General features: G+C 35.7%; 21 protein-coding genes. 14 read left to right on the plus strand and 7 right to left on the minus strand.

Going from position 1 to position 21,831, the window contains the following annotated elements:
* Positions 1-201: 201 nt before the first annotated feature.
* Both A3Q33_RS18315 and A3Q33_RS18320 read left to right on the plus strand, forming a co-directional pair.
* Positions 202-1,107: an MlaA family lipoprotein gene (locus tag A3Q33_RS18315; RefSeq protein ID WP_081181213.1), complete on the plus strand. Its 906-nt coding sequence runs from the start codon at positions 202-204 to the stop codon at positions 1,105-1,107.
* 2 nt (positions 1,108-1,109) lie between these two features.
* On the plus strand, positions 1,110-3,497 hold the full coding sequence (locus A3Q33_RS18320; protein WP_081181214.1) for an efflux RND transporter permease subunit: 2,388 nt from the start codon (positions 1,110-1,112) through the stop codon (positions 3,495-3,497).
* Positions 3,498-3,668: 171 nt separating this feature from the next.
* Here the strand turns inward: A3Q33_RS18320 and A3Q33_RS18325 are convergent, their stop codons facing one another.
* The 3 genes from A3Q33_RS18325 to A3Q33_RS18335 all read right to left on the minus strand — a co-directional run bounded on the left by A3Q33_RS18325 (position 3,669) and on the right by A3Q33_RS18335 (position 5,546).
* A complete protein-coding gene (locus A3Q33_RS18325) occupies positions 3,669-4,124 on the minus strand; it encodes a hypothetical protein (protein WP_081181215.1) in 456 nt (151 codons plus the stop codon).
* A gap of 107 nt (positions 4,125-4,231) precedes the next feature.
* Positions 4,232-5,203 (minus strand): PA2778 family cysteine peptidase, encoded by a 972-nt coding sequence (locus A3Q33_RS18330; RefSeq protein ID WP_081181216.1) that lies wholly within the window; start codon positions 5,201-5,203, stop codon positions 4,232-4,234.
* Positions 5,175-5,546: a PA2779 family protein gene (locus tag A3Q33_RS18335; protein WP_081181217.1), complete on the minus strand. Its 372-nt coding sequence runs from the start codon at positions 5,544-5,546 to the stop codon at positions 5,175-5,177. Before A3Q33_RS18335 ends, A3Q33_RS18330 begins: the two co-directional genes overlap by 29 nt.
* 368 nt (positions 5,547-5,914) lie before the next feature.
* On the opposite strand from A3Q33_RS18335, the gene A3Q33_RS18340 reads away from it, so the two are divergent.
* From A3Q33_RS18340 to A3Q33_RS18355, 4 genes are all read left to right on the plus strand, one after another.
* Positions 5,915-7,654, plus strand: coding sequence for a nitrilase-related carbon-nitrogen hydrolase (locus A3Q33_RS18340; protein WP_081181218.1), 1,740 nt, complete (start codon positions 5,915-5,917; stop codon positions 7,652-7,654).
* 25 nt (positions 7,655-7,679) lie between these two features.
* Positions 7,680-7,931, plus strand: a complete 252-nt coding sequence (locus A3Q33_RS18345) for a hypothetical protein (protein WP_081181219.1) — start codon at positions 7,680-7,682, stop codon at positions 7,929-7,931.
* Between the two features lie 290 nt (positions 7,932-8,221).
* A complete protein-coding gene (locus A3Q33_RS18350) occupies positions 8,222-8,761 on the plus strand; it encodes an isochorismatase family protein (protein WP_081181220.1) in 540 nt (179 codons plus the stop codon).
* A gap of 77 nt (positions 8,762-8,838) precedes the next feature.
* Positions 8,839-9,051: a hypothetical protein gene (locus tag A3Q33_RS18355; protein WP_081181221.1), complete on the plus strand. Its 213-nt coding sequence runs from the start codon at positions 8,839-8,841 to the stop codon at positions 9,049-9,051.
* 156 nt (positions 9,052-9,207) lie between these two features.
* Here A3Q33_RS18355 and A3Q33_RS18360 read toward each other — a convergent pair whose 3' ends face one another.
* Positions 9,208-10,110, minus strand: coding sequence for a DMT family transporter (locus A3Q33_RS18360; protein ID WP_196798004.1), 903 nt, complete (start codon positions 10,108-10,110; stop codon positions 9,208-9,210).
* Between the two features lie 387 nt (positions 10,111-10,497).
* On the opposite strand from A3Q33_RS18360, the gene A3Q33_RS18365 reads away from it, so the two are divergent.
* Positions 10,498-11,367 (plus strand): MBL fold metallo-hydrolase, encoded by an 870-nt coding sequence (locus A3Q33_RS18365; RefSeq protein WP_081181223.1) that lies wholly within the window; start codon positions 10,498-10,500, stop codon positions 11,365-11,367.
* Between the two features lie 139 nt (positions 11,368-11,506).
* Here the strand turns inward: A3Q33_RS18365 and A3Q33_RS18370 are convergent, their stop codons facing one another.
* A complete protein-coding gene (locus A3Q33_RS18370; RefSeq protein ID WP_081181224.1) occupies positions 11,507-12,256 on the minus strand; it encodes a MauE/DoxX family redox-associated membrane protein in 750 nt (249 codons plus the stop codon).
* Between the two features lie 543 nt (positions 12,257-12,799).
* On the opposite strand from A3Q33_RS18370, the gene A3Q33_RS18375 reads away from it, so the two are divergent.
* The gene (locus tag A3Q33_RS18375) at positions 12,800-13,888 is read left to right on the plus strand and encodes an endonuclease/exonuclease/phosphatase family protein (protein WP_231295725.1); all 1,089 of its coding nucleotides are present in this window, start codon (positions 12,800-12,802) and stop codon (positions 13,886-13,888) included.
* 394 nt (positions 13,889-14,282) lie between these two features.
* On the opposite strand, the gene A3Q33_RS18380 is transcribed toward A3Q33_RS18375, so the two are convergent.
* Both A3Q33_RS18380 and cls read right to left on the minus strand, forming a co-directional pair.
* Positions 14,283-15,041 carry an endonuclease/exonuclease/phosphatase family protein gene (locus A3Q33_RS18380; RefSeq protein WP_081181225.1) on the minus strand — a complete coding sequence of 253 codons (759 nt, stop codon included), beginning with the start codon at positions 15,039-15,041 and terminating at the stop codon, positions 14,283-14,285.
* A 51-nt stretch (positions 15,042-15,092) separates the two neighbouring features.
* Positions 15,093-16,571, minus strand: a complete 1,479-nt coding sequence (gene cls / locus A3Q33_RS18385; RefSeq protein ID WP_081181226.1) for a cardiolipin synthase — start codon at positions 16,569-16,571, stop codon at positions 15,093-15,095.
* Positions 16,572-16,629: 58 nt separating this feature from the next.
* Here cls and A3Q33_RS18390 point away from each other — a divergent pair, with 58 nt between their 5' ends.
* From A3Q33_RS18390 to A3Q33_RS18415, 6 genes are all read left to right on the plus strand, one after another.
* Positions 16,630-17,118, plus strand: coding sequence for a hypothetical protein (locus A3Q33_RS18390; protein ID WP_081181227.1), 489 nt, complete (start codon positions 16,630-16,632; stop codon positions 17,116-17,118).
* A gap of 255 nt (positions 17,119-17,373) precedes the next feature.
* A complete protein-coding gene (locus tag A3Q33_RS18395) occupies positions 17,374-17,814 on the plus strand; it encodes a DMT family transporter (protein WP_196798005.1) in 441 nt (146 codons plus the stop codon).
* 14 nt (positions 17,815-17,828) lie between these two features.
* Positions 17,829-18,275: a DMT family transporter gene (locus A3Q33_RS18400; protein WP_081181229.1), complete on the plus strand. Its 447-nt coding sequence runs from the start codon at positions 17,829-17,831 to the stop codon at positions 18,273-18,275.
* Positions 18,276-18,425: 150 nt separating this feature from the next.
* Complete coding sequence (gene corA, locus A3Q33_RS18405; protein WP_081181230.1) at positions 18,426-19,493, plus strand: magnesium/cobalt transporter CorA; 1,068 nt, start codon at positions 18,426-18,428, stop codon at positions 19,491-19,493.
* 105 nt (positions 19,494-19,598) lie between these two features.
* Positions 19,599-20,162, plus strand: coding sequence for an excalibur calcium-binding domain-containing protein (locus tag A3Q33_RS18410; RefSeq protein WP_081181231.1), 564 nt, complete (start codon positions 19,599-19,601; stop codon positions 20,160-20,162).
* A gap of 353 nt (positions 20,163-20,515) precedes the next feature.
* The gene (locus tag A3Q33_RS18415) at positions 20,516-21,757 is read left to right on the plus strand and encodes a tyrosine-type recombinase/integrase (RefSeq protein WP_081181232.1); all 1,242 of its coding nucleotides are present in this window, start codon (positions 20,516-20,518) and stop codon (positions 21,755-21,757) included.
* Positions 21,758-21,831: the final 74 nt, after the last annotated feature.

Here is a 21,831-nt window from a genome sequence, read left to right on the forward strand (position 1 = left end):
AGTTAGTTAATTATTAAATACAATGGATAAATTTATTTTTCCTGTAAACAACATTATAAATTTAATGGAACTGGTATAATCTTTTAAAATAACAAGTTAAAGTTAAATAAATACGGTATAAATTAACGTAATTTTACTTAGTGCCTACATTAACTGTTGTACACTAATTGCGTTACTTAAGAGCGTTACAGGAAATTAATAATGATAAGAATAAAACACAACGTGGGTTTGAACTTTACGCTACCTAATAAAAATGTTCTACAGTATGCATTGATAAGCGTATTGCTTACGTTAGGAGTAGGGTGTTCGACTGCTGACAACTTAGCTGAAGAACCAATACAGCCTGTAACTAACGAACAGCCATTAATGGGCCCTTATGAAATAGCCGCCGAACAAAACCTTCCTAGTGTCGTTAGTTACCAAGAACCTGAAGATTCACTACGTTTTATTAACGAACCTATTTTTAAATTTAACGATACAGTTTATCGCTATTTCTTAAGCCCATTAGCTAATGGCTATGAAACAGTTGTACCTGAGCCTGTTAATAACAGTATACGTAACTTTTTTTATAATTTACGTGAACCGCTTTATGCGGTGAACCACTTACTACAAGGGGAATTCTCTGAGTCGGGAAAAAGTATTTCACGTGTGCTGATAAATAGTACTGTTGGACTACTTGGTTTGTTTGATGCCGCGAATGGCCTAATGGAGCTTGAGCGTAATAAAACAACTTTTGGAGACACACTAGCCACTTATGGTGTTGGGCATGGTGTTTATCTTGTTTTACCATTACTTGGTCCATCTGATTTACGTGATACAGCATCATTAACCTTTAACTACTTTGCACATCCACTTAACTTTATCAACGACGAAGATGCTGCCACGCAGCTGTTACTAGCCGACGGCATACAAGCACAAATACCTATTTTAGCTAAATATCCTGATGTATTAGCCGATGTTGAAAATCCTTATGAGTTTGTGCGCAATTTATATATGCAAAACATACAGAGAGATGGACAAGCTCGCAGAAACGAAATTTTTAAAACCGAAATGCAAAAAAATCCTACATCGAAGTCAAATAAAACTATCAACCCGGTAGTGGAATAATTATGTTAAATAAAAAATCGACTCTTTGGGCTTATGTTATTTGTCTTGCTTTTACCGCGTTAACAGCTGTTTTAGCATGGCAAGCACAGCACTTTGAAATAGACGCCTCGGCTGACACATTGTTAGTTGACAATAATAAACACTATATTTTAACGCAGCTTGCCGATCAACGTTATGGCTCAGAAGAGTTCATATTAATAGCTTTTAAGCCCCAAAACAGCCAGTTATTTGCAACGAATAACTTAGCTACTGTTTCTAATATTGGCCGTGAAATAGAAACAATATCTCGTGTTAAACAAGTAAAAAGTATTGTTAACATGCCTATTTTTACTGCCGCAGATGTGGTTTCAGCGGATGTAAAAGAACTGACATGGGAAAAGCAGAAATTTGACGAACAAACATTATCTTTGAGTTTAAAGCAGCATCCTTTGTATGAAGGCTTACTGATTAACGATGATCAAACGGCTATGTCCTTGCAAGTAGTGTTTAAATCAGACCCAAAAATAGAGCAAATTAACCACGATATTATTGATATAAAACGTCATTTGTTAAAACGAGAACTAACCGAAAAAGAGCTTAATAGCCTTGAAAAACTGAAGAGGAACCAACAAAAACTTAATAAAAATTTAGAACAAACTCGTATCGATGAAATTGAAAGCATTCACGCGATTTTAAAACCTTATAAAAAAGATGGCGATTTTTATTTAGGTGGTAATAATTTATTGTCTTACGAGCTAATTCAAATCATAAAAAGTGACTTAGTACTTTTTGGATCATTAATTATTCTAATTGTGATTGTATTACTGTGGTTTTTGTTTAGACAATTTAGCTGGGTGATATTACCTATTGTTTGCTGTGCAACCAGCGTTGTTATGACCATTGGCTTGCTAGCCACGCTTGATTTTAAAGTCACCGTTATTTCTGCTAACGTATTTGCACTGCAGATTATATTATCGTTAGCGATGATCATTCATCTTATTGTACATTATCAAGAGCTGGTGCTAAAACACACTGATTGGTCACATAAACAATTAGTGGTAGCGACTATCAAGCAAAAAATAAAACCTTGTTTTTATGCCGGCTTAACTACCGGGATAGGTTTCGGCTCACTTATTTTTAGTGGTGTTCAACCGGTTATCAGTTTCGGTTGGATGATGGTGTTGGCTATGCTAGTAAGTTTTATTGTTAGCTTAGCTTTTTTCCCAGCATTACTATTGGCACTATTTAATAAGCAAGAGTTTGTTAAACAGCACAAGCAAATTGAACGTGGCATGAACGCAACTGCAAGTTTTGTTAAAAATCAACCCAAAAAAACAGTCATAATATCAGCTATAATTACAATTATTGGCATACTGGGTTGTTTAAAACTCACCGCAGAAAATAGTTTTTTAAATTACTTTAGCGAGTCGACAGATGTTCGAAAAGAACTAACTTATATCGACCAGGAATTTGGCGGCTCCACACCATTCGACGTGTTATTTGATATTCCTGATGAGCAGATAAAGTCAGATTTAGTTATTTCTGCAAGCACGGTACAAACGATAACTGCTATTCAAAATATGTTGGCAAAACAGCAAGCTATTGGTGCTATTACCTCAATTTCCGACTTTACTAAAATTGCGCAAGTGGTGAATGGTAAACCTTTAACAGAATACGAACTTACTGCGCTATACAAAAGTTTAGAGCCTAACTTACAGCAAGAATTATTTGGTGCTTACTTTTCGGAAAAAGATAAGCAAATACGAATTTCAATGCGAGTACAAGACAGCACTAAAGACTTAAATAGAGCTGATTTGTTGGCAGAAATTCATCAAGAACTATCGTTATTGGGCATTGAAAAACAACAGTACACGCTTACGGGCTTATTTATCCTTTATCAAGATGTATTGTCGCGCTTAGTTGACTCACAAATACTGACAATTCTCATTGTTTATGGCGCTATGGCGATAACACTGATGATCATTTTTTCGTCAGTGAAAGTGGCGTGGATTGCTTTAATTCCTAACTTAATTACCACTTCGGTTATCATGGGTATATTAGGGATTTTTGCTATTCCACTAGACTTAATGACGATCACTATTGCAGCTGTTGCTATGGGTATTTCAATGGACGATACCATTCATTATATTCATCGATATTTAGAAGAAATTAAACTGAATGAAGCAAGTAGCGATGAGTGGGTTAAACGTACGAATTTATCGGTTGGTTATGCACTTATATATACCACAACGGTGATCGTTATCGGCTTTGGTACCTTGGTATTTTCTGATTTTGTGCCAAGCATGTTATTTGGATTACTCACCAGTGTTGCGATGGTCGTCGCCTTAGTGACAGACATTACTACATTACCAGTATTATTAAGAAAGTATTTAACTAAAAGTGATGTTTAAGCAACATAACCTTTAACAAAAAAAGAGCTACATTCCTTTGTTTTAACTGATTTAATCAAAGCTCATTTAAACTAAATGAGCTTTTCTTTAGCTTAGGTTACATAACTATTTGTTCGCTAGTCAGCATTCGATATTGGTTTTAATCAGCAATAAGCTGTTATTTTCGCTATTCTAACTAGCTTGTTGTTTGGTCAAATGCAAAAATAGGCCCAGTGACGCAAGTAAAACCGCGGTACTGGAAATAATTGCAACAGGGTAGTAAAGGTTACCCGCCAAATCAAGTTGACTATATTTTATCACCATAATCAAACCTTCAATAGCAAGTGCAATGCATACTGTACCGATGAAGCGTGGAATTGTTCTTCTTAAACTTCCAATAACATCTTTTGATTCAACGCGGTTGGTATATTCTTGATTAATCACTAGAGCAAGTTCAAAAACCGCGAGTGCAATGATACTGGTATTAATGCTACTTAAGAATATTTCCATAATATCAGTGCCATTAACTATGCCTTGATATATGGTATTAAATATTGAAAATATGATAGCCGCAGCTAAACCAAAAAAGATGAAAGTAAAGACATTAGCAAAGATAATCTTTACCGTTTTAATTGTTATTAATGACATAAATTATTTCTTAAATACAAGGCGTTAAAATAAATTATCTGCCGTTATACAGCATTTATATATTTTTTCACTATTTATTTAGTAAAAAATTTTTATGATATTTTAACTTAATTAAACACTGCTACTATTTCTTGCTGTGTTGTTAAAATATTAGTATCGTTAGGGGAGAGTTTTATGGCCTGTTTTATTATAGTCTTAGCTTGTTCAATATCACCGTTTTTAAGTAGAGCATAAGCGTAGTTATTCAAATAATCACTTTGTTTATTACCGTAAGTCAGACCTTGCTCAAACCAGTCGATTGCCTCCGTTATATTGCTTTGTTCGAAATAATAATTAGCCAGTAAAAAGTAACTTAGCCAATTTTCAGGCCAAGCTTTAATCGCTTGCTGTAAATATGGAATAGCAGCAGGGCCTTTACCAATCGAAATTAAATCTTGGCTGGCACTTATATAAGTAAAGTCGTTTAATGCGCTCATGCTTTGCGTTGGCTTTAATGCTGCAACATACCAAAACTTAGCGCGTTGCCAAGTACGTTCAAACACCTTCATTCCTACTCGACGATTTTCAATATCAGCAGAATGTAAAATAAACTCTTGGGTTTCTAAGTCATAGCCTTTCACCACGGCATAATGCCAAAGTGGGTACCAAGATAAACCTAAATTTTGTAACACAACAACGGGGATTTTTTGGTGTACTAACTGCAACAGTTGCTCTAAAGAACCATTACTTGCGTAGGCAAGAAACTCTTGGTGCCTAATGGCCGCGACCATTTCTAATTGTAAACTGCCTTTTCTATTTGGGATAAATATCTGTGGGGCAATACTCTCAGGTGATAGCTTTACGCCATTGTATTCAAATATTTCGGCAAGCGTTGTAGGCCCACAGTAATAGGCTTGCTGCGAATAAAACGGCACACCTTCAATATTTGCAGTTAACGGAATATTTGTAGGGGGTTGCTGAGTAAGTTTCAACGTTTGCGGCGGTGTTGAACAGCCAATAATTAAAAAAAGGCTGGCAATTATGCCAACCTTTATTGCTTTATTAAAGATTTTAGATAGGTTCGATGAAAGAATAAGCATCGGTAATACCTAATAAATCAAGTACGGCAACTACAACCAATACAGTCACTATTGTGCCAACTATACCGCTGCCCGCAGGCGCATCGTTAATTTGCATATTCAACTGAGCAAGCTCAGCATGGGTAAGGTTATTAATGCGGTTTACGGCATCTGCAGAAGATACGCCAAGTGCAACTAATTGTTGTTGTACTTCGTTACTATCAACCATAGATAAAATCTGTTGTTTAGTAATTGCGCTACGCTGTTGTTCTATAACAACGGCAGAACTAACATTGCCAGCCATTGACGTTATTGGAAGCGTGCTAGTAAATAGCGCTGCAAATATCATGATCAAATTTTTCATTGGTTTTCCTTATGAATTAAGCGAGTTAAGTTCAGTTCACCAAGTAAAGTATACAATTTATACAACGTTAACTATTACATAAATTAATTGGTGCGATAATTTTAATTTCCACTGTACAGACTAACAGTCAGCCACCTTATCGTCTAGCTTTTCTTCGATTTTTGTATAGTCATCTTTAATATTTTCAGTACTTTACTCAGTATTTGCACAATAGTGCTATGAAACATTGTGAGATTTTTAGTTTATTTATTTTCCTTTGCATACAAGGTCACAAACCTAATGAAAAATTGTATAATCTCGACAATGGTTCGACGTGCCATTAAATGACTCAGTTTAAACAAGCCTTAACTACCTGGAAATTATAAATCATGCGAGTAGCCGTTGCTCAGTTTGCCACAGCCTTAAATTCTCAAGAAAACCAAGCAACCAGTATTCGAATGATAAATGAGGTAGCGACCTGCGAGCCAAACTTAATTGTTCTACCCGAATTTAGTAATGCTCAAGCCTGTTACGAAGACCATAATCAAACATGGCACGATGCTGTAGATATTAACGGTTCATTTTTACAACAAATAGCAAGCCAAGCTAAACAATTCAGCTGCTATATCTTGATCAACGTAACATTGCGCAGAGACTTAGCACGTGAACATCAAAACCCTGCGATTAAATCTAATATTAGTGTCACCTCATGTATGTTCTCCCCTGCAGGACAGCTTATTATGCAATCAGATAAGCCGTTATTGCTGGCACAAGAAAATGAATATTTTATCTGCTCAAATAAAGCGACAGCAATAGTAACGTCACCTTTTGGTGAAATTGCGCTGTTAGCCGGTAGCGAAGCTATTACATTCGAAGCGGCTAGAGACTTAGCTTTAGATGGGTCACAATTATTATGTAACTCACAAAGCTCATGTCTAGTTGAGCAAAGCGCTTTACATGACTTTGCTCGAGCGATCGAAAATAACGTCTTTGTTGCTACAGCAAATAAAGTTGGACAGCTTTCACCAACAGAGGACTCAAAAGCAGATATAGTGGCTGTTGGTCATAGCCAAATAATTTCTGCAAACGGTAAGGTGTTAGCGGCATTAGCACATGATAATGAAGGTTTTACTTTCGCTGATATTGACTTGGCTGAAGCAGGGTTAAACAAAAAATGTAGACCTGATGGCTCTGAGTTTTTAAGTCAACGCCGTGCTGAACTCTATCAACAGCCAGCTAGACTAAAACAGCACACGGCTACTATTGAACAAGTTATGACTAATACCTTACCAGAGACGGCCAATGTAGCGATATTTGCAACATACAAGTCTAACGATCAAGCCATAGAGGATGTTTGTCATTACATAGAAAATAACCTCAGTGACATCATTCAATTACCAGAGTTATTTTTTATTGCCGATAAAACAATGTGTAATAATGCTGAAAAACTGGCCGAAATAGAAACACTGAGTAATGAACTTATTAAAAAAATCAGTGCAGAGTTAAGACCTTTGCAATATGTCTGCACAAGCTTAGTTATTAATGGCCATCATCAGGGCGTATTAATAAACGAAAATGGTTTATTAGCAACTCAACAGCAATTACATTTTTGTAATAGATACCAGTGGACTGCATTGGGAAATGAGTTAAACATAATCGAGTTACCCTTAGAGCAGGGGAATATTAACATTGCTATGCTAATCGCTGATGACGCAAACATACCTGAAATAGTAAAAGTTGCCGCTGCAAATAACGTTAACGTGTTGTTAGTGCCTTTTGACATTCAAGAGTCTAGTGAGGTTGAATTTAGCTTGTTATCTCGTGCGGTTGAACATGGTATTTGCATCGTTGCGGCAAGCCGTGAAAAAAGCTTTGTAAATACTGATATTCCTTGTAACGACAAGCCGATAACGGGTAATAAAAACAAAATAAAACCACAGAAATCTACCGGGTTAATTGCCGATATAACCACTAACTCGGCTTCAATAAGCCAGGGAAAATCGACCAACGTCAATAACTACTTGAATATACCTTTAGCCAATATTAAGGTTAAGCACCAACATGGAAAAATTACCAAAGCCGTTATTCATCCGTTAGCGACAGTAATAAACCGTGTTCAAATAAACTAGCTGAAATTTACGTTTTGAGGGAAACATGCATTCTAGTGAACTAATTAAAGCCTTATCTAAAAGCGGGGCTGAGGATTTATCATCCTCTTTACAATGGATTAATCCGATACCTGAAGATGCTTCAGCTTTAATCAATAAAATAGATATGGCATTAAATATCGTTAAGTTCTCTCAATCAAGGCAAACTGAAGATGGCGGTGTAAAACCGTCGAGTCATCACTTAGATTCTTTGATACGCCTAAAAAATGAACTTAAAAGTATTCTAGATAATAGCTAGGAAATTTTATAAACATTATCTTTTGCGTACATAATACGACAAGCAACTGCTCGTTGGGTTTGTGCTACCTATTCTGGGCAACTTATTTTAGTCAACTTTACCGGCTTATTTGGCGCATTCTGCAAAAAAAAGTGCGGTTAAAACCAAAATTGTATATCGTTACTACTGCACCCATGAGTCTAAAAATAAATGACATTGAGTTGGCTAGAAATACACTTTGTGATTCAATTAGCACTAGAAAATTTATTTAAAGGCTCGTTATACGGTTAATCGCGCTGAGGAGTAGAGCCATGTTAAAAAAGGAAAGTACTGGGCTTATTGTTGTTGATATTCAAGGGAGACTTGCACGTTTAGTCCATGATAGTGACGTATTAATTGGCCATTGTGAAAAGCTTATAAAAGGTTCACAGGCTTTAGGCTTACCAATAATTTGTCTTGAGCAAAATCCTGATAAGCTAGGGCCGACAGTAGATGAACTCAAGATTCTACTTACCACAATTGCTCCAATACCTAAATTTACTTTTAATGCTTGTGAAGAACCTAAGTTTATAGAAGCTGTTCGAGCTGAGAATGTAGATACATGGCTAATTTGTGGTATTGAAGCACATATTTGTGCATATCAAACCGCTATTGGCCTTTTAGACTTAGGCTATAAAGTACAATTCGTTGGAGATTGTGTCTCTTCTCGAACCCTAGAAAATAAAGATCTTGGCATAAGTCGGCTAAGGAGTAATGGCGTTGATATTACAGGTTTAGAAATGTGTTTGTACGAGCTTGTGAAAGATTGCAGGTCATCAGAATTTAAGCAAATTCTTACTCTCATTAAATAGCTAAAATTATTATTCTGATTTTATGTTAAACAGCGAGTGAATAGACAGGAACTTTATATGTTGAAGGACTTATTTAAATGAATATCGATGCAACCGTAGTGGGACAAATAGTAATTTTTTCTATGTTTATCGTTGGCGCTTTAAGTTATTTCTTAGGTAAGCGTAAAACCTCGAATCCTAAAGTTGCGGCTATTATCGGAGTGATATTATGTATTACACCACCGCTAAATATTGTATACCTGATTGTGCTGACGTTAAAAAATGACGAAAATCAAGACGTACAAACGTAGATAAAAGGTTTTTGTTTGGAATGCTATCCGCGTTGGTAAATTTCAAACAGCTGCTAGCGTCACTACATAAAGTCCTTGTAAATCCAATATGGGCGTTTTCAAAAATAAACTTAAAGTTTGAGGTACTGTTCGTGAAGCACCTTATATTTTTTAACTTTAGTTCTTGTTAGATACTTTTCTTAAAGCCAACTGAACAAAGTAATATCGACCTAATATCACCATTAAAATACCACCAAGCACTAATCCAGATGACTCTATCAAACGAAGCGTTATAACTTCGCTAGTAAAAACAACTCCTCCCAGTGCCGCTATAATCGGTACAAACAACTGAACTACTGCGGCCTGTGTAACCGATAGCCCAGCGAGAGCTATGTACCAAACATAGTAACCAATACCTGAAGCAATTGCGCCAGATAATACGGCGAGAATTACCCCCATTGTAGATATATCGGCGTTGTTAAGTCCAAAGACCAGCAGAGCCAATATCAAAGGTGATGTTCTTAAGAAGTTATAAGCGGTATCACTCAGCGCATCTTTCGACTTTCGTCCTAGCAAGGTGTATAGCGCCCAGGCCACACCTGAAATACTCATTAATACAAAGCCCACTAGTGATGGCGTCGTCAAACTGGGGATAATTAAATATACAAAGCCGGTAAAGGCAAGAGCTAAACCAAGCCATTCTGAAAAATGCAGTTTATTGCCTGATATAACATTGGATATAATCATGGTAATTTGTACGGCACCAAATAATATTAATGCTCCGGTGCCTGTATCTAATGATATATAGCCAAATGAAAAGGCTACAGCGTAAATAAATAGCATGATGGCGGCAAGCCAACTGCCTTTGGGTTTGATCTTGGTTTCTTGCTGATCGGCTTTACGGGTTAAAGTTATCAATAGAAATAATATCGTTATGCCTGAAAGCAACCTTATAGTGGTAAAACTTGCGGCATCAATAGCATTTTCTCCCAGTGCTAATCTACATAGCACTGAATTTGCAGCAAAAGCGAAAAGGGCGAAAACTGTGCTTGCTATGATTTTTACAGGGTTTTTGTGCAAGATTAAATTACCTTTATGAGAAAAACGTTACATTAGCTGAAAATGAATTTTTGGTATTATACCCATGAGAGTGGGTGTTATCTCAATATTCATAGTTCAATTTAGTAATAGATATAATAAATTTTAGTAATAGATTGAATAAATCATACAACATTAGACTTGTCTAATGTATGACATGCTAATATTTAATGTGTTAGGGTGGTTTTTATTATCCGTTATCAAGGTTACTATTATTTAGATAACTGTTAGCTAACAACATATAGTGGAAACAGTAATAAACAAGCAATAACCACTCATTTTTTAATAAAATTACAGTGCTAATATCTGTTGATTATCTTATAGATTCGTTTGAACGTTAACCCTTAATAAACCTGATAGAGATTAAAAATGACTGATTTAATAATAAAGTGCTTTTTTGATGAAGTAACTAATACAGCAACCTATGTTGTTGCAGATAGTATTGCCAATGAATGCGTTATCATCGATTCTGTGTTGGGTTTTAATATGTCTTCAGGTGCAACATCGTCAGAGTTAGCCGATGAAATTATTGCTTTCATTAACACTAAGCAATGGCAGTGTCTTTGGATACTGGAAACTCATGCGCATGCTGATCATTTAACTGCTGCACCTTATCTGAAAAAAGCATTAGGTGGAAAAATAGCGATAGGACAACATATTGTCGATGTGCAAAAAACATTTAAGCCTATTTTTAATTTTACAGCTGAATTTTCCACTGACGGAAAGCAGTTTGACCAACTTTTAAAAGAGGGTGATTCGCTTAAGTTAGGGCGCTATGAAATTGAGGTCTTACATACACCAGGCCATACACCCGCTTGTGTAAGCTATATTATTGATAGCAATGCTTTTGTTGGTGATACTTTGTTCATGCCTGATTATGGTACTGCCCGTTGTGATTTCCCTGGTGGTGACGCTGAAACTTTATATCATTCTATTCAAAAGATATTTGCACTGCCAGAAAATACAACTATTTACATGGGACATGATTACAAAGCTGACGGTAGGGATAATTATGTTTGGCAAAGCAGTGTAGCTGAACAGAAATCTCAGAATATACATATTAATAGCGAAGTATCTGCTCAAGAGTATGTCGCTTTTAGAAACAAAAGAGATGCGACATTATCGATGCCAAAGCTCATTATACCGTCTGTTCAAGTTAATATACGAGCCGGACACTTACCGCAAGCCGCTGATAATGGTATACATTATTTAACTTTACCTATTAATACGCTGAAATAGGAGTATATATTTTACTAGTGCTTGTATATAGTGCTTCTCTTGTCAATTTTAGGGGGGTGTATTTAATACATAACAGCCCTCTATGAAAAATAAATTTATTTTAAAGAGGGCTGCTACATCATGGAATTAACTCAATAAGTTAATTTACTAAACCGAATGCTTTGCATAGCATCCAAGTTCCTCCAGCCATCATAAATATATTTTCAGTTAGCGATACAAAGCCAAGAGGTACGTTGCTATCACCTCCGACACAGGCACATTTTAATTCACGTTTATCTATATATACGGCTTTATAAACTGATATAGCACCCACGGTACCTATAAATAACGATACAGGGCCGACAATAAATCCTGATAGCATAGCTAGCATACCTATTCCCGCAAATGCCTCTGCGAAAGGGTATATATAAGCGTATCTGAGGTTTCGCATTGCGAGTAAATCATACGTAATGAACGAGTTTGTAAATGCATATAAGTCTCTCAGCTTTTGAATTGAAAGTATGGTCATACTATATGCAACAAAGAGTTCAATAATTTTTATTAAGCTGATACTTTCGACATAAGCGACAGTTGTTGCTATTGCCATCAAAAAAGCGACTGCAAAAATAGCTAATACAGGTGTATAAGTTGTGCCTGTTTTAACCGCTGGCCCCATGTTAAAATGTTCTCTTAGCGCATCGTGACCCCCTATTCGTTTCCCATCTATGAAGGTTTGAGGTGTCGTTTCTACATTATGCTCTTTTTTAAACTTGTCAGTATCTTCGCGAGAAGCTAATTTATGGTCATCAACCTCAAATCCTTGCCTTTCAAGTAAGTCTTTTGAACGAAGCCCGAAAGGGCAAATATGTTCACTCGTATGCATTCGATATAACGTTGCTGTCTTTTTCATTTTATTTCCTTCTTTTAATATGTTTCGATAACAAGTTATTCTTGGCTGAAACCTCTTTCAACCTTCATTAATGTTTTTTTTCTGACTTAACAAGGCTATTTTTTGATGTTATTTAGCAACCATCACCTTAAAAAACACAGTTGATGTGCAACTTTTACACCTTAACCTGAAAAAATTACAGCCAGTTAAGTAAAAAAATACGATTACTAGGCATAAATCTTGTGTTGAGTTTAATAACGCAGAATGCATGCCAAAACTAAAAAAATTAAACTTCTTAACTTCAATGTTATATTTTTAGCATGCGTTGCTGCTAAGGTTATGTGGAGAAAGTTTTGGTTAACACCTTGACGATATTCAAAACGATTTAGTAGTTTTTAAAATTTGGATATAGGAATTAATAAGAGGGGTTACGCAAATTATGGTCCTCCTTCGTCATTAGGAAATTAATAATTTTTATAATCGATAGGGTATAATTAATATTCAACGTTTATAAGAGTTAACATTATCGAGCATCAAGATATTAAAGACACTACTGAAGCGCTATTGTCTGAAGCTGTTTCAAAGTTAGTAGCGAATACAGAACTTAAAATAGCTACATTCAATTTGTTCAATTACCTTGAACCACCTAATGCATATTACGACTTCGAACGAATTTATAGTGCTGAGCAATGGCACAAAAAACAAACTTGGATTACTTCATATTTACGTGAGTATCAGCCTGATATTATTGGGTTTCAGGAGGTATTTAGTACCGAGTCTTTGAAAGCTTTAGTATTAACGCAAGGATATAAATACTTTGCAGTAGTTGATCAGCCCCAAATTATTGATGACTTTATCTATAAAAGCCCGGTGGTTGCCATTGCGTCACGTTTTCCCATAATTGAAACCTTTGCTGTACAACCAAATACTGAACTTGCACAAACCTTAGGTTTGGCAAATGACTTTTCTTTTAGTAGAAAAGTTGTCAGAGCTACCATTGAAGTGCCTCATATTGGTAACTGTGATTGTTATGTTGTGCACTTTAAATCTAAACGTTCCATGGTTGAACTTGATGAAATAAATATTAAGCGCTCCGCAGAAAAAATCATTATTGATAGCCTAAAAGCACAAGTTGCTGGAAGTTGGGGGTCAACAATTCAACGTGGTAGTGAAGCAACATTGTTAATGGTTGATATGATAGAGCGGCGAGAAACAACGAATAACCCAATGGTATTAATGGGTGATTTTAATAATACGCTTAGCGATGGTATTTTAAGTCATTTACTCACAAACACCTTACGTTTTGTTTCAGCCATCGATCGTGATGCCTATCTTGAAAAATATTGCTTAAATGATGCATGGGACTTATTTAAAGTCGCTTTGAACAATGAAAATTCACAAGAGACTGAAAATAAAGAGTTAATACCAGAAGATAAAGTAACACGTAACCCTACGCATTACTTTGGATCGGGTAGTTCGGTCCTTGATTACATATTATTATCGTGTGAATTTGATGCTAGTTATCACGATAGTCTTTATCAAGTCAGCGCCTATGATACTTATGATAGACACTTAATAAATCCTATTTTTGAACGCGACGGTGAAAGTACAGACCATGGAATTGTGTTAGTGACGTTAACTTTAAGGTCATAAAAGTCGGGATTTTAGGTTTAGTTTAGACTGTCATTTAACAACCCGTAATTTACATTTGTACTGTCTGATGACTTTGACGGCATAAATGCGACCTACATAAATACTGTTGCTTTGCCTATCGATATTATGTCAGTTATTTCCTGGTTGGAAATTCAACGATTAACTGAATTCATGTTTAATATTTCACTTATTGTTACCAAGTAAAATCCATAAAAATAACAGCACAAACTACATCAAGAACATCAATATTACTCAGTTTTTATATGCTAATTAATCAACTTGGTTTGAATCGGTATAAGTCGGTATTGAAAGCTATATCACGGCTAAATAGCGAAGTTTGTATCTCTTTAATCTGTTTGCCTATTGTTTATAAAAGCATTTATTTTACAATAATTTAATTAAGAGTTCGCAACGATAAGCTAATGGGATAGTGATCAGAAGAGTGGATATCTGTATGCACGTGGGCATTAACAACCTTTAGCCCGCGGCAATAAATATGGTCAAGATGTTTAAATAAATGGTTTAACCTTGGCTGTCGTGTCATTTTTACTTCTTCTAACGAAAACAGCTTAGCCAGGTTATTAAAGTACTTTAATCTTTTTTTATTCCAGGTATTAAAATCACCGGCCAATATTATTGGCCCATCATGATTTTTCAGTGTTTGAAACACTTGGTCTAAGTGCACTTTGAATTTTTCAAATGCTACAAAATTGATAAGATGCGAGTTAACAACTAGCAATGACTGTGCTTGTGTAGTTAAAGGGTAAAAAGTTGCCAACAACATTTTTTTTGTTTTTGAAAGCGGTTCACTGTGTTTTGACGCTGAAAAATAATGTTTATTTGCCGCAACTGTGGAGCCAGTTTTAACGCCGGTAATTATATTGGTTTTTATACTTTTGAAGCTACGCGCCATGATCCATTGGTGCTTTAACGATTCTTTAAAATGGCTATCGAAGGGGGAGTTAACAATAGCTTCTTGTAGAAGCACTAAATCTTTATCAGTCATCAGTGTGACAAAATCTTCGTGCCAACCTTTTTTCTTACATTTGTAAACATTCCACAATAATAGATCTATGTTGGGACCCAGCTGCTCTTTCGAGGAGCTACCCATGATTTTCAGTGATTCTACAGTGCTATATCGGCTTTTAATCATCAGAGCGCTGGCCTTTAACATATGGATGATAGGTAAATTAAAATAATAACATTACAGATAGGGCGAAAATAATCGAAAGAAGTTATTACGAATTTTTTTGTAAGACGCTATCCCCTTAAGATCTGATGCAATAACAGGGGTAGCATCCTGCTTCTTTTCGTCAAATAACGCGGTTAGTTTAGAATTTAGTTCGGTATCAAAACATTCCATATTAATTTCGAAATTAAACTCCAAACTTCTAGCATCCCAGTTGGAAGAACCTATAAATGACCATATATCGTCGATTAGCATAATTTTACTGTGGTCAAAAGGTCTATTATTTTTATATACCTTTATACCGTGCTCTATAATTCTAGAGAAATTTGCTGCCATAACCCAATCGACAAAGAGAATGTTGCTGTATTTAGGCACAATAATTTCGACTGACACACCACGTAAAGCTGCAGCATGCAGAGAAGTCATTAATGTTTGATCAGGAATAAAGTAAGGCGTCATGATTTTCACGCTTGTTTTGGCACTCACTAAGGCATTAATTAATGTCCATCTTATTCTATTATGATGTTCATCTGGTCCGTCTTGAATAACGCGAGCAACAATTGACTTATGCCGAGTTTGCTTTGCTGTATTTTGATATTTATTTACATTGTATTTTGGAAACTTAATTAACTCACGGGTCGCAAAAAACCAATCTTCTATAAATATCTGGCTGATCTGATCAATTACAGGACCAGTAACTTTGAAGTGAACGTCATCAATAGGGTGCTTAGATGATTTAATCACGTTATCTTGGCTTACATTCATCCCCCCCATGTAAGCAACATCCCCATCTATACAAAGTATTTTTCTGTGATTTCGAAGATTAATAAATCGAATGCTAGTTAAAGAAATAGCAGGTAAAAAACGGGCAGTTTTAACACCGAATTTCTTTAACGCTCGGTCTGATTTGTGCCAGCTATAACCAACACCAATACCGTCTAATAAAACGTTAACAATAACACCCCGTTTGTGTGCTTGTGCTAAAGCTTCAACAAACTGTTGCCCAAGTGAATCGTAATCAAATATATAACTCGATAAAACAATAAAACGCTTGGCATTATTAATTGATTGAATCATTGCTGGATAAGCCATATCGCCATTAATTAGAGGTTCAATGTTGTTGTCTGTTAGGTAATTAACGGGATGAATATTATGTCCAGCAATAATAGCTGAGTGCCAGTTACTTGGTAGCCAGTGAAATTCAATAGGCCTTACTTGATGCCGTAATTCTTGCTTAATCTTTTGTTTGAGTGTTAGTGGGTGTTTTTTTTGTGCTGAACGTTTAATACGATTTATACCAAATAACCAATAGAACATACTGCCGATAACAGGAGATAACACTACAAGACCAATCCAGGCTAAAGAAGTGCGTTCATTTTCTTTGAATAGAATTACATGTACCGATGTCATAATAGATAAGCTAATATGGAAAAAAACTATGATGGTTACCCAATGAATAGCTATCAATTCAAGTAATGCTTCAAATATTTGCATAAAACCCAACTTAAATAATGCGCTATAAATTAGCGGCTCAATCGATTATGGAAAAAAAGTGCTTAAAGAATATTACATCAACATTGACACATACCTAACCCAAAGCTTCGGTGCTAATTTTATATTCTTCACTATATTGTTAACAACTGTAGTTTCAATCGTATACTTTATAGCAATAAGTTACATTATTACACAGTTGGATACACGATATTTTATACGTAAAAACAGAGTACTTAAAAATATTAGCCCTAAAAACCTTGCTAAAAGTAACGTAAATCCCCCCCCTATATTAATGCTAATATATAGTATTTTAAGCTTTATTATTAACATAACTAAAATATCTTTTGGAGTGTTTTTGTTTATTTGTGGGCTTGCTATGCTGGTTTTACCCGGTCAAGGCTTAATTACCATGTTGATTGGTCTGAGTTTGATCCCGTTCCCAGGAAAACACAAGCTTGAAAAAAATATTCTTGCACGTAAATCAGTCCGTTTTTCTCTTAACTGGATTAGAATTAAAGCCAAAAAACCTCCCTTTATATTTGATTAAATCTGTCATTTCACCTCTCTTAAACACATTTATTCTCATTTAATTATGGTATTGAATTTAGATTTACTAAAACGCTTTTATTCATAAAATAAAAAAATTTTAGTAAGTTAACGTCTAGAACAACCGAAAATTGCACCGTATAATAGCGCGATATATTACAACACATTGTTATCTAAAATAATTAGTTTTATATAACAATAAAGTGACTCACGCATTATTTTACCCATAATGCCACTCAATTTCGGAAACGACTTAATGAACATAATAGCGATATTAATGGGGGTACTTGCCGGTGCTTGCATCGGAATTCAGGGAGGAATAAATTCGCAACTGACCAAGCATTGGGCCAAAAATTCAGTATTAGCATCTGCCATTTCGTTTCTCATTGGGGCATTAATACTTTGGCTGTTGAGTTTTATACTGCAAGTTTCAATTCCTGAGATCACCGACAAATTATCCTGGTGGCACTGGACCGGTGGCATATTGGGGGCATATTTTGTTTACTCACTGGTTTATCTCTCACCGATTTTAGGCGCGAGTATGGTTGTAGCATTAATTTTGTCGGGTCAAATATTAGCCGCCGTGGTTTTAGATCACTTTGGGCTTGCGGGTTATCCAGTTCGCTCAATTACCGAAGTGCGCTTGATTGGTATTGCCTTATTAGGTGTTGGCGTTCTTATTATCCGTAAATCATAACGGCAGGAGTAAAGATGAATATTTTTTATATATTTATGGGTGTGGCAGGAGGTATGTGTCTTGCCATTCAAGGCGGTGTGAACTCTCAGCTTACTGCAACATGGACACAAAGCCCAATACTGTCTGCTGCAATTTCTTTTACCATAGGTGCTGCTGCTCTTTTTTTGGTCATTTTATTACTTAAAATTGCTATTCCTCGAAAAATAAAAGGCACTGATTCAAAATGGTGGCACTGGACAGGAGGTCTTTTAGGCGCATATCTGGTTTTTGCTACAACCTCTCTAGCACCGGTAGTTGGCGCAGGAATGTTAGTGGGTTTAATACTGATAGGGCAGCTGAGTATGGCAATGACTTTAGACCATTTTGGTTTAATAGGCTTTGAAAAAAAACCAATTAATGCTCGTAAAATACTTGGTGTTCTAGTGTTGGCATCCGGGATTATACTTATAAGGTTTTTCTAAGCCCTTTATTTGTAAGGTTTAGAGTATACTTGAGTTTATTATCGCCGTTAATTGTACATGTTGACTAATAACAATATTGTCAGGGCCTTTACAACAAATTATAACTTGCTATAACTGCGCTAAATCGAGTGTAAATAGGGAACTAAATACATGAAAATATTTAATAAACAATACAGTCAACCTGGTACTAAGCCCGGCACAATTTCTCAATCTGATGAGGTTAATTATACCGTTAGTTTAATTGATTATAATAAAACTCATATAGTTGATCATACGGTTTTAGAACTAGCGACTTGCAGAGACTTTATTGAAAATACCAACATTACTTGGATTCATGTTCAGGGTAATCCTTCTGCAGAGGCTATGATCACACTCGCCAAAGGGCTCAATATTCATGAGTTACATATAGAAGACATACTGAACAATGGTCAACGCCCGAAAGTTGAGATTAATGAAGATCAGATATTCCTTATCCTTAATTTACCGTTAATTGATAAAAAAGTGACCAAAATAGAGCAAGTAAGTCTATTTATCACTAAAAATACACTTATCTCATTTTGTTCTGGTTCATTTATGCCATTTGAAAATGTTATCGATCGATTAATGGCCAACGTAGGAAAAATCCGAAAACTACCTGCAGATTATCTGATGTATAGCCTTATAGATACCACAATAGATTTTGGTTTTCCTCTGTTAGAAGCATATGCAGAAACCATTCAAGAAATAGAAGATGAGTTGTTAAACACAAAGGACAGGGCGGTCTTAACTCGTATTCATGCGCTAAGAAAAGAAGTGCTTTTAGTTCGCCGTCGCATATGGCCACATAGAGATCTCATTGGCGATATATTACGAGAGGAAGAAAACTCGATAATATCTAAGAACACAATATTGCACATGAAGGATTGTTACGACCATGTTGAGTCAATTAAAGACACGCTTGAGTCTTACCATGAAATGACGCAAGGACTTATGGAGTTCTATTTAACGAGTGTGAGTTTAAAGTTAAATGATGTTATTAAGTTTTTGACGATATTTACCACCGTATTTATACCACCAACTTTTATTGTCGGTATCTACGGCATGAACTTTGACGCCAGTATAAGTCCATTTAACATGCCAGAATTAGGCTGGAAATATGGCTATCTAACAGTGCTGGGACTGATGGCAATTTCAATTACCGGTATGCTGTTATTCTTCAAAAAACGGCAATGGATATAGCTTAAGTTTTCATTTATAAAAGAGTATTAAGTTACTGATATTATATATTTATGTGAATTATTCATGTAGTAGTATTCACGTAGTAGAACAAGAAATGGAATCGTAATGTATAAAGGACAACTAAAAAGTTGGAATGATAGTAAAGGCTTTGGCTTTATAGAATCGCCTGATCTCAAGCAAGACACATTCATACATATATCAACGTTAAAAGCCATGAACAGAAAACCTAAACAAGGTGATTTCATTTATTTCGAGACGGAAAATCAAGCTAATGGCAAAATCAGAGCAGTAAATTGCCGTATTGAAGGAGTAGCGGCAAAGTCGATAACTAAACGCAATGTGCCAAGGATGCATAAAAAGTCATCAGCACCAACAAGTAAAATAGTTACAACATTAGCTATAGTGCTTATTGCCGTTTTTGCTTACCAACGGTTGAATATTTCGCCTGATTCAAAACCTATACAGCATATCCAAACAAAGCCAAATATAACATTATCTGATAAAACGATATCATCGAGTCGATCAACACAGTTTATTTGTGACGGTAGACAGTATTGCAGCCAAATGACATCTCGTGCAGAAGCTGAATTTTTCACTCGACAATGTCCAAACACAAAAATGGATGGTGATAGAGATGGTATTCCTTGTGAAAACGATTCTAGATTTTAATAGTGTATGTGCATGGTGTAATAAAGTTTATGGTCGCTAAAGCAAAGTTAAGTTAAGTTAAGTTAAGTTTTTAATACTAGGTTGGCTATCGTAGTACATTTTAAAATGGCAAAATAGATGATCGGGTACCTGATAGCGTTGGTTAAACTTATAGGCCAAACCATAACAAAGGTTTTATCCTAATAAGCTGACTTTAAGCTAATTATAAGCTTTACATTCTGGCAGTGATTACGAGACAACAAGACAAAGCATTCACACACCCCACTATGTCCGATACTCTTCAGTATTGGACATAGTGGGTATAATGCTTTAAACTGGCTTCAATTGGCAAATCCTACCTGGTTATAAATAAAATGACGTTAAATAAGCCTGTACCTTTATATCCACCATATCTCGATTTATGTGATTTTGATTTAGAAGATTATCCCGAGCTAGACAAAATATTTTCGACAAATGAAGCTTGGTGGCTTGAACAATTTAACTGGGGAAAACTTTTTCTCACTTATATAGGTAGAAACAAATCTGCTCATACTTATGACAGGTTTAGAAATGACGTTGAACGTTTTCTGCTTTGGTCCTTTATTGAAAATAAAAAACCGATCGATCAACTACGCAAATCTGATTTACTCGAATACGCTGACTTTTGTTGGCAGCCACCAGTCACTTGGATTGGCACATCCAATCAAGAACGCTTTAAATTAGCTAATGGTTATTCATCGGCTAATGAACATTGGTTTCCATATAAAATTCAAGCGCCAAAAAGTCAAAAATCGCAATACGTTGTTGATAAGAAAAAATACCGTCCATCCCAACAAACACTTTCATCTATGTTTACAGCGATTATAGTTTTTTATAACTATTTAATGGCTGAAGATTTTTGTATTGGTAACCCTGCACAAATCGCTAAGAAAGATTGCCGGCACTTTATTATCGATTCACAAGTTAAAGAAATTAAGCGTTTAACGGCTAGTCAATGGCAATATGTGTTGGATACCGCCGTTGAAATGGCAGATGAAAACCCGGTATTTGAAAGGAATTTATTCGTAATTGCCTCTTTAAAGACCCTTTTTTTAAGGATTTCTGAATTATCTGAACGGCCAAATTGGTCACCAACTATGGGACATTTTTGGCAAGATGATGATGAAAACTGGTGGTTAAAGGTCTTTGGTAAAAGCCGGAAATTACGTGATATTACAGTGCCTGTTGATTTCTTGCCCTTTTTAGAGCGATATCGAGGTTCTCGAGGCTTATTAGGCCTACCGGCAAGTAATGAAAATGCGATTTTAGTTGAAAAAGTACGTGGCCAAGGCGGTATGACATCTCGACATTTACGTCGTTTAGTACAAAATGTTTTCGATCAAGCGCATGAAAATATGCGTATATCTGAAGGTGCTAATAAAGCATTGAAGTTGAAAGAAGCAACAGCACATTGGTTAAGGCATACCGGAGCCAGTATGGAAATTGAACGTGGGCGCCCTCTTAAAGATATTTCTGAAGATCTGGGTCATGCCAGTATGGCAACTACCGATACAGTATACGTGCAAAGTGAAAACAAAAAACGTGCTGAAAGTGGTAAGCGTCGTAAAGTGGATTAAAGATTGAATTTAACGCTGTGCTTATATTATTACTTCGTAGATTAAATGACTAAACTTTAGATGTTAGTTAAAGC

This window comes from Colwellia sp. PAMC 21821 (assembly GCF_002077175.1).
Lineage (GTDB): Bacteria > Pseudomonadota > Gammaproteobacteria > Enterobacterales > Alteromonadaceae > Cognaticolwellia.

Excerpts from the sequence above, each read along its gene's own strand:
- A3Q33_RS18350 (WP_081181220.1), top strand. The coding sequence starts at position 8,222 with ATGTTAAAAAAGGAAAGTACTGGGCTTATTGTTGTTGATATTCAAGGG.
- cls (WP_081181226.1), bottom strand. The coding sequence starts at position 16,571 with ATGCAAATATTTGAAGCATTACTTGAATTGATAGCTATTCATTGGGTA.
- A3Q33_RS18330 (WP_081181216.1), bottom strand. The coding sequence starts at position 5,203 with ATGCTTATTCTTTCATCGAACCTATCTAAAATCTTTAATAAAGCAATA.
- A3Q33_RS18325 (WP_081181215.1), bottom strand. The coding sequence starts at position 4,124 with ATGTCATTAATAACAATTAAAACGGTAAAGATTATCTTTGCTAATGTC.
- A3Q33_RS18410 (WP_081181231.1), top strand. The coding sequence starts at position 19,599 with ATGTATAAAGGACAACTAAAAAGTTGGAATGATAGTAAAGGCTTTGGC.
- A3Q33_RS18370 (WP_081181224.1), bottom strand. The coding sequence starts at position 12,256 with ATGAAAAAGACAGCAACGTTATATCGAATGCATACGAGTGAACATATT.
- A3Q33_RS18395 (WP_196798005.1), top strand. The coding sequence starts at position 17,374 with ATGAACATAATAGCGATATTAATGGGGGTACTTGCCGGTGCTTGCATC.
- A3Q33_RS18320 (WP_081181214.1), top strand. The coding sequence starts at position 1,110 with ATGTTAAATAAAAAATCGACTCTTTGGGCTTATGTTATTTGTCTTGCT.
- A3Q33_RS18355 (WP_081181221.1), top strand. The coding sequence starts at position 8,839 with ATGAATATCGATGCAACCGTAGTGGGACAAATAGTAATTTTTTCTATG.
- A3Q33_RS18345 (WP_081181219.1), top strand. The coding sequence starts at position 7,680 with ATGCATTCTAGTGAACTAATTAAAGCCTTATCTAAAAGCGGGGCTGAG.
- corA (WP_081181230.1), top strand. The coding sequence starts at position 18,426 with ATGAAAATATTTAATAAACAATACAGTCAACCTGGTACTAAGCCCGGC.
- A3Q33_RS18365 (WP_081181223.1), top strand. The coding sequence starts at position 10,498 with ATGACTGATTTAATAATAAAGTGCTTTTTTGATGAAGTAACTAATACA.
- A3Q33_RS18400 (WP_081181229.1), top strand. The coding sequence starts at position 17,829 with ATGAATATTTTTTATATATTTATGGGTGTGGCAGGAGGTATGTGTCTT.
- A3Q33_RS18415 (WP_081181232.1), top strand. The coding sequence starts at position 20,516 with ATGACGTTAAATAAGCCTGTACCTTTATATCCACCATATCTCGATTTA.
- A3Q33_RS18315 (WP_081181213.1), top strand. The coding sequence starts at position 202 with ATGATAAGAATAAAACACAACGTGGGTTTGAACTTTACGCTACCTAAT.
- A3Q33_RS18335 (WP_081181217.1), bottom strand. The coding sequence starts at position 5,546 with ATGAAAAATTTGATCATGATATTTGCAGCGCTATTTACTAGCACGCTT.
- A3Q33_RS18340 (WP_081181218.1), top strand. The coding sequence starts at position 5,915 with ATGCGAGTAGCCGTTGCTCAGTTTGCCACAGCCTTAAATTCTCAAGAA.
- A3Q33_RS18380 (WP_081181225.1), bottom strand. The coding sequence starts at position 15,041 with ATGATTAAAAGCCGATATAGCACTGTAGAATCACTGAAAATCATGGGT.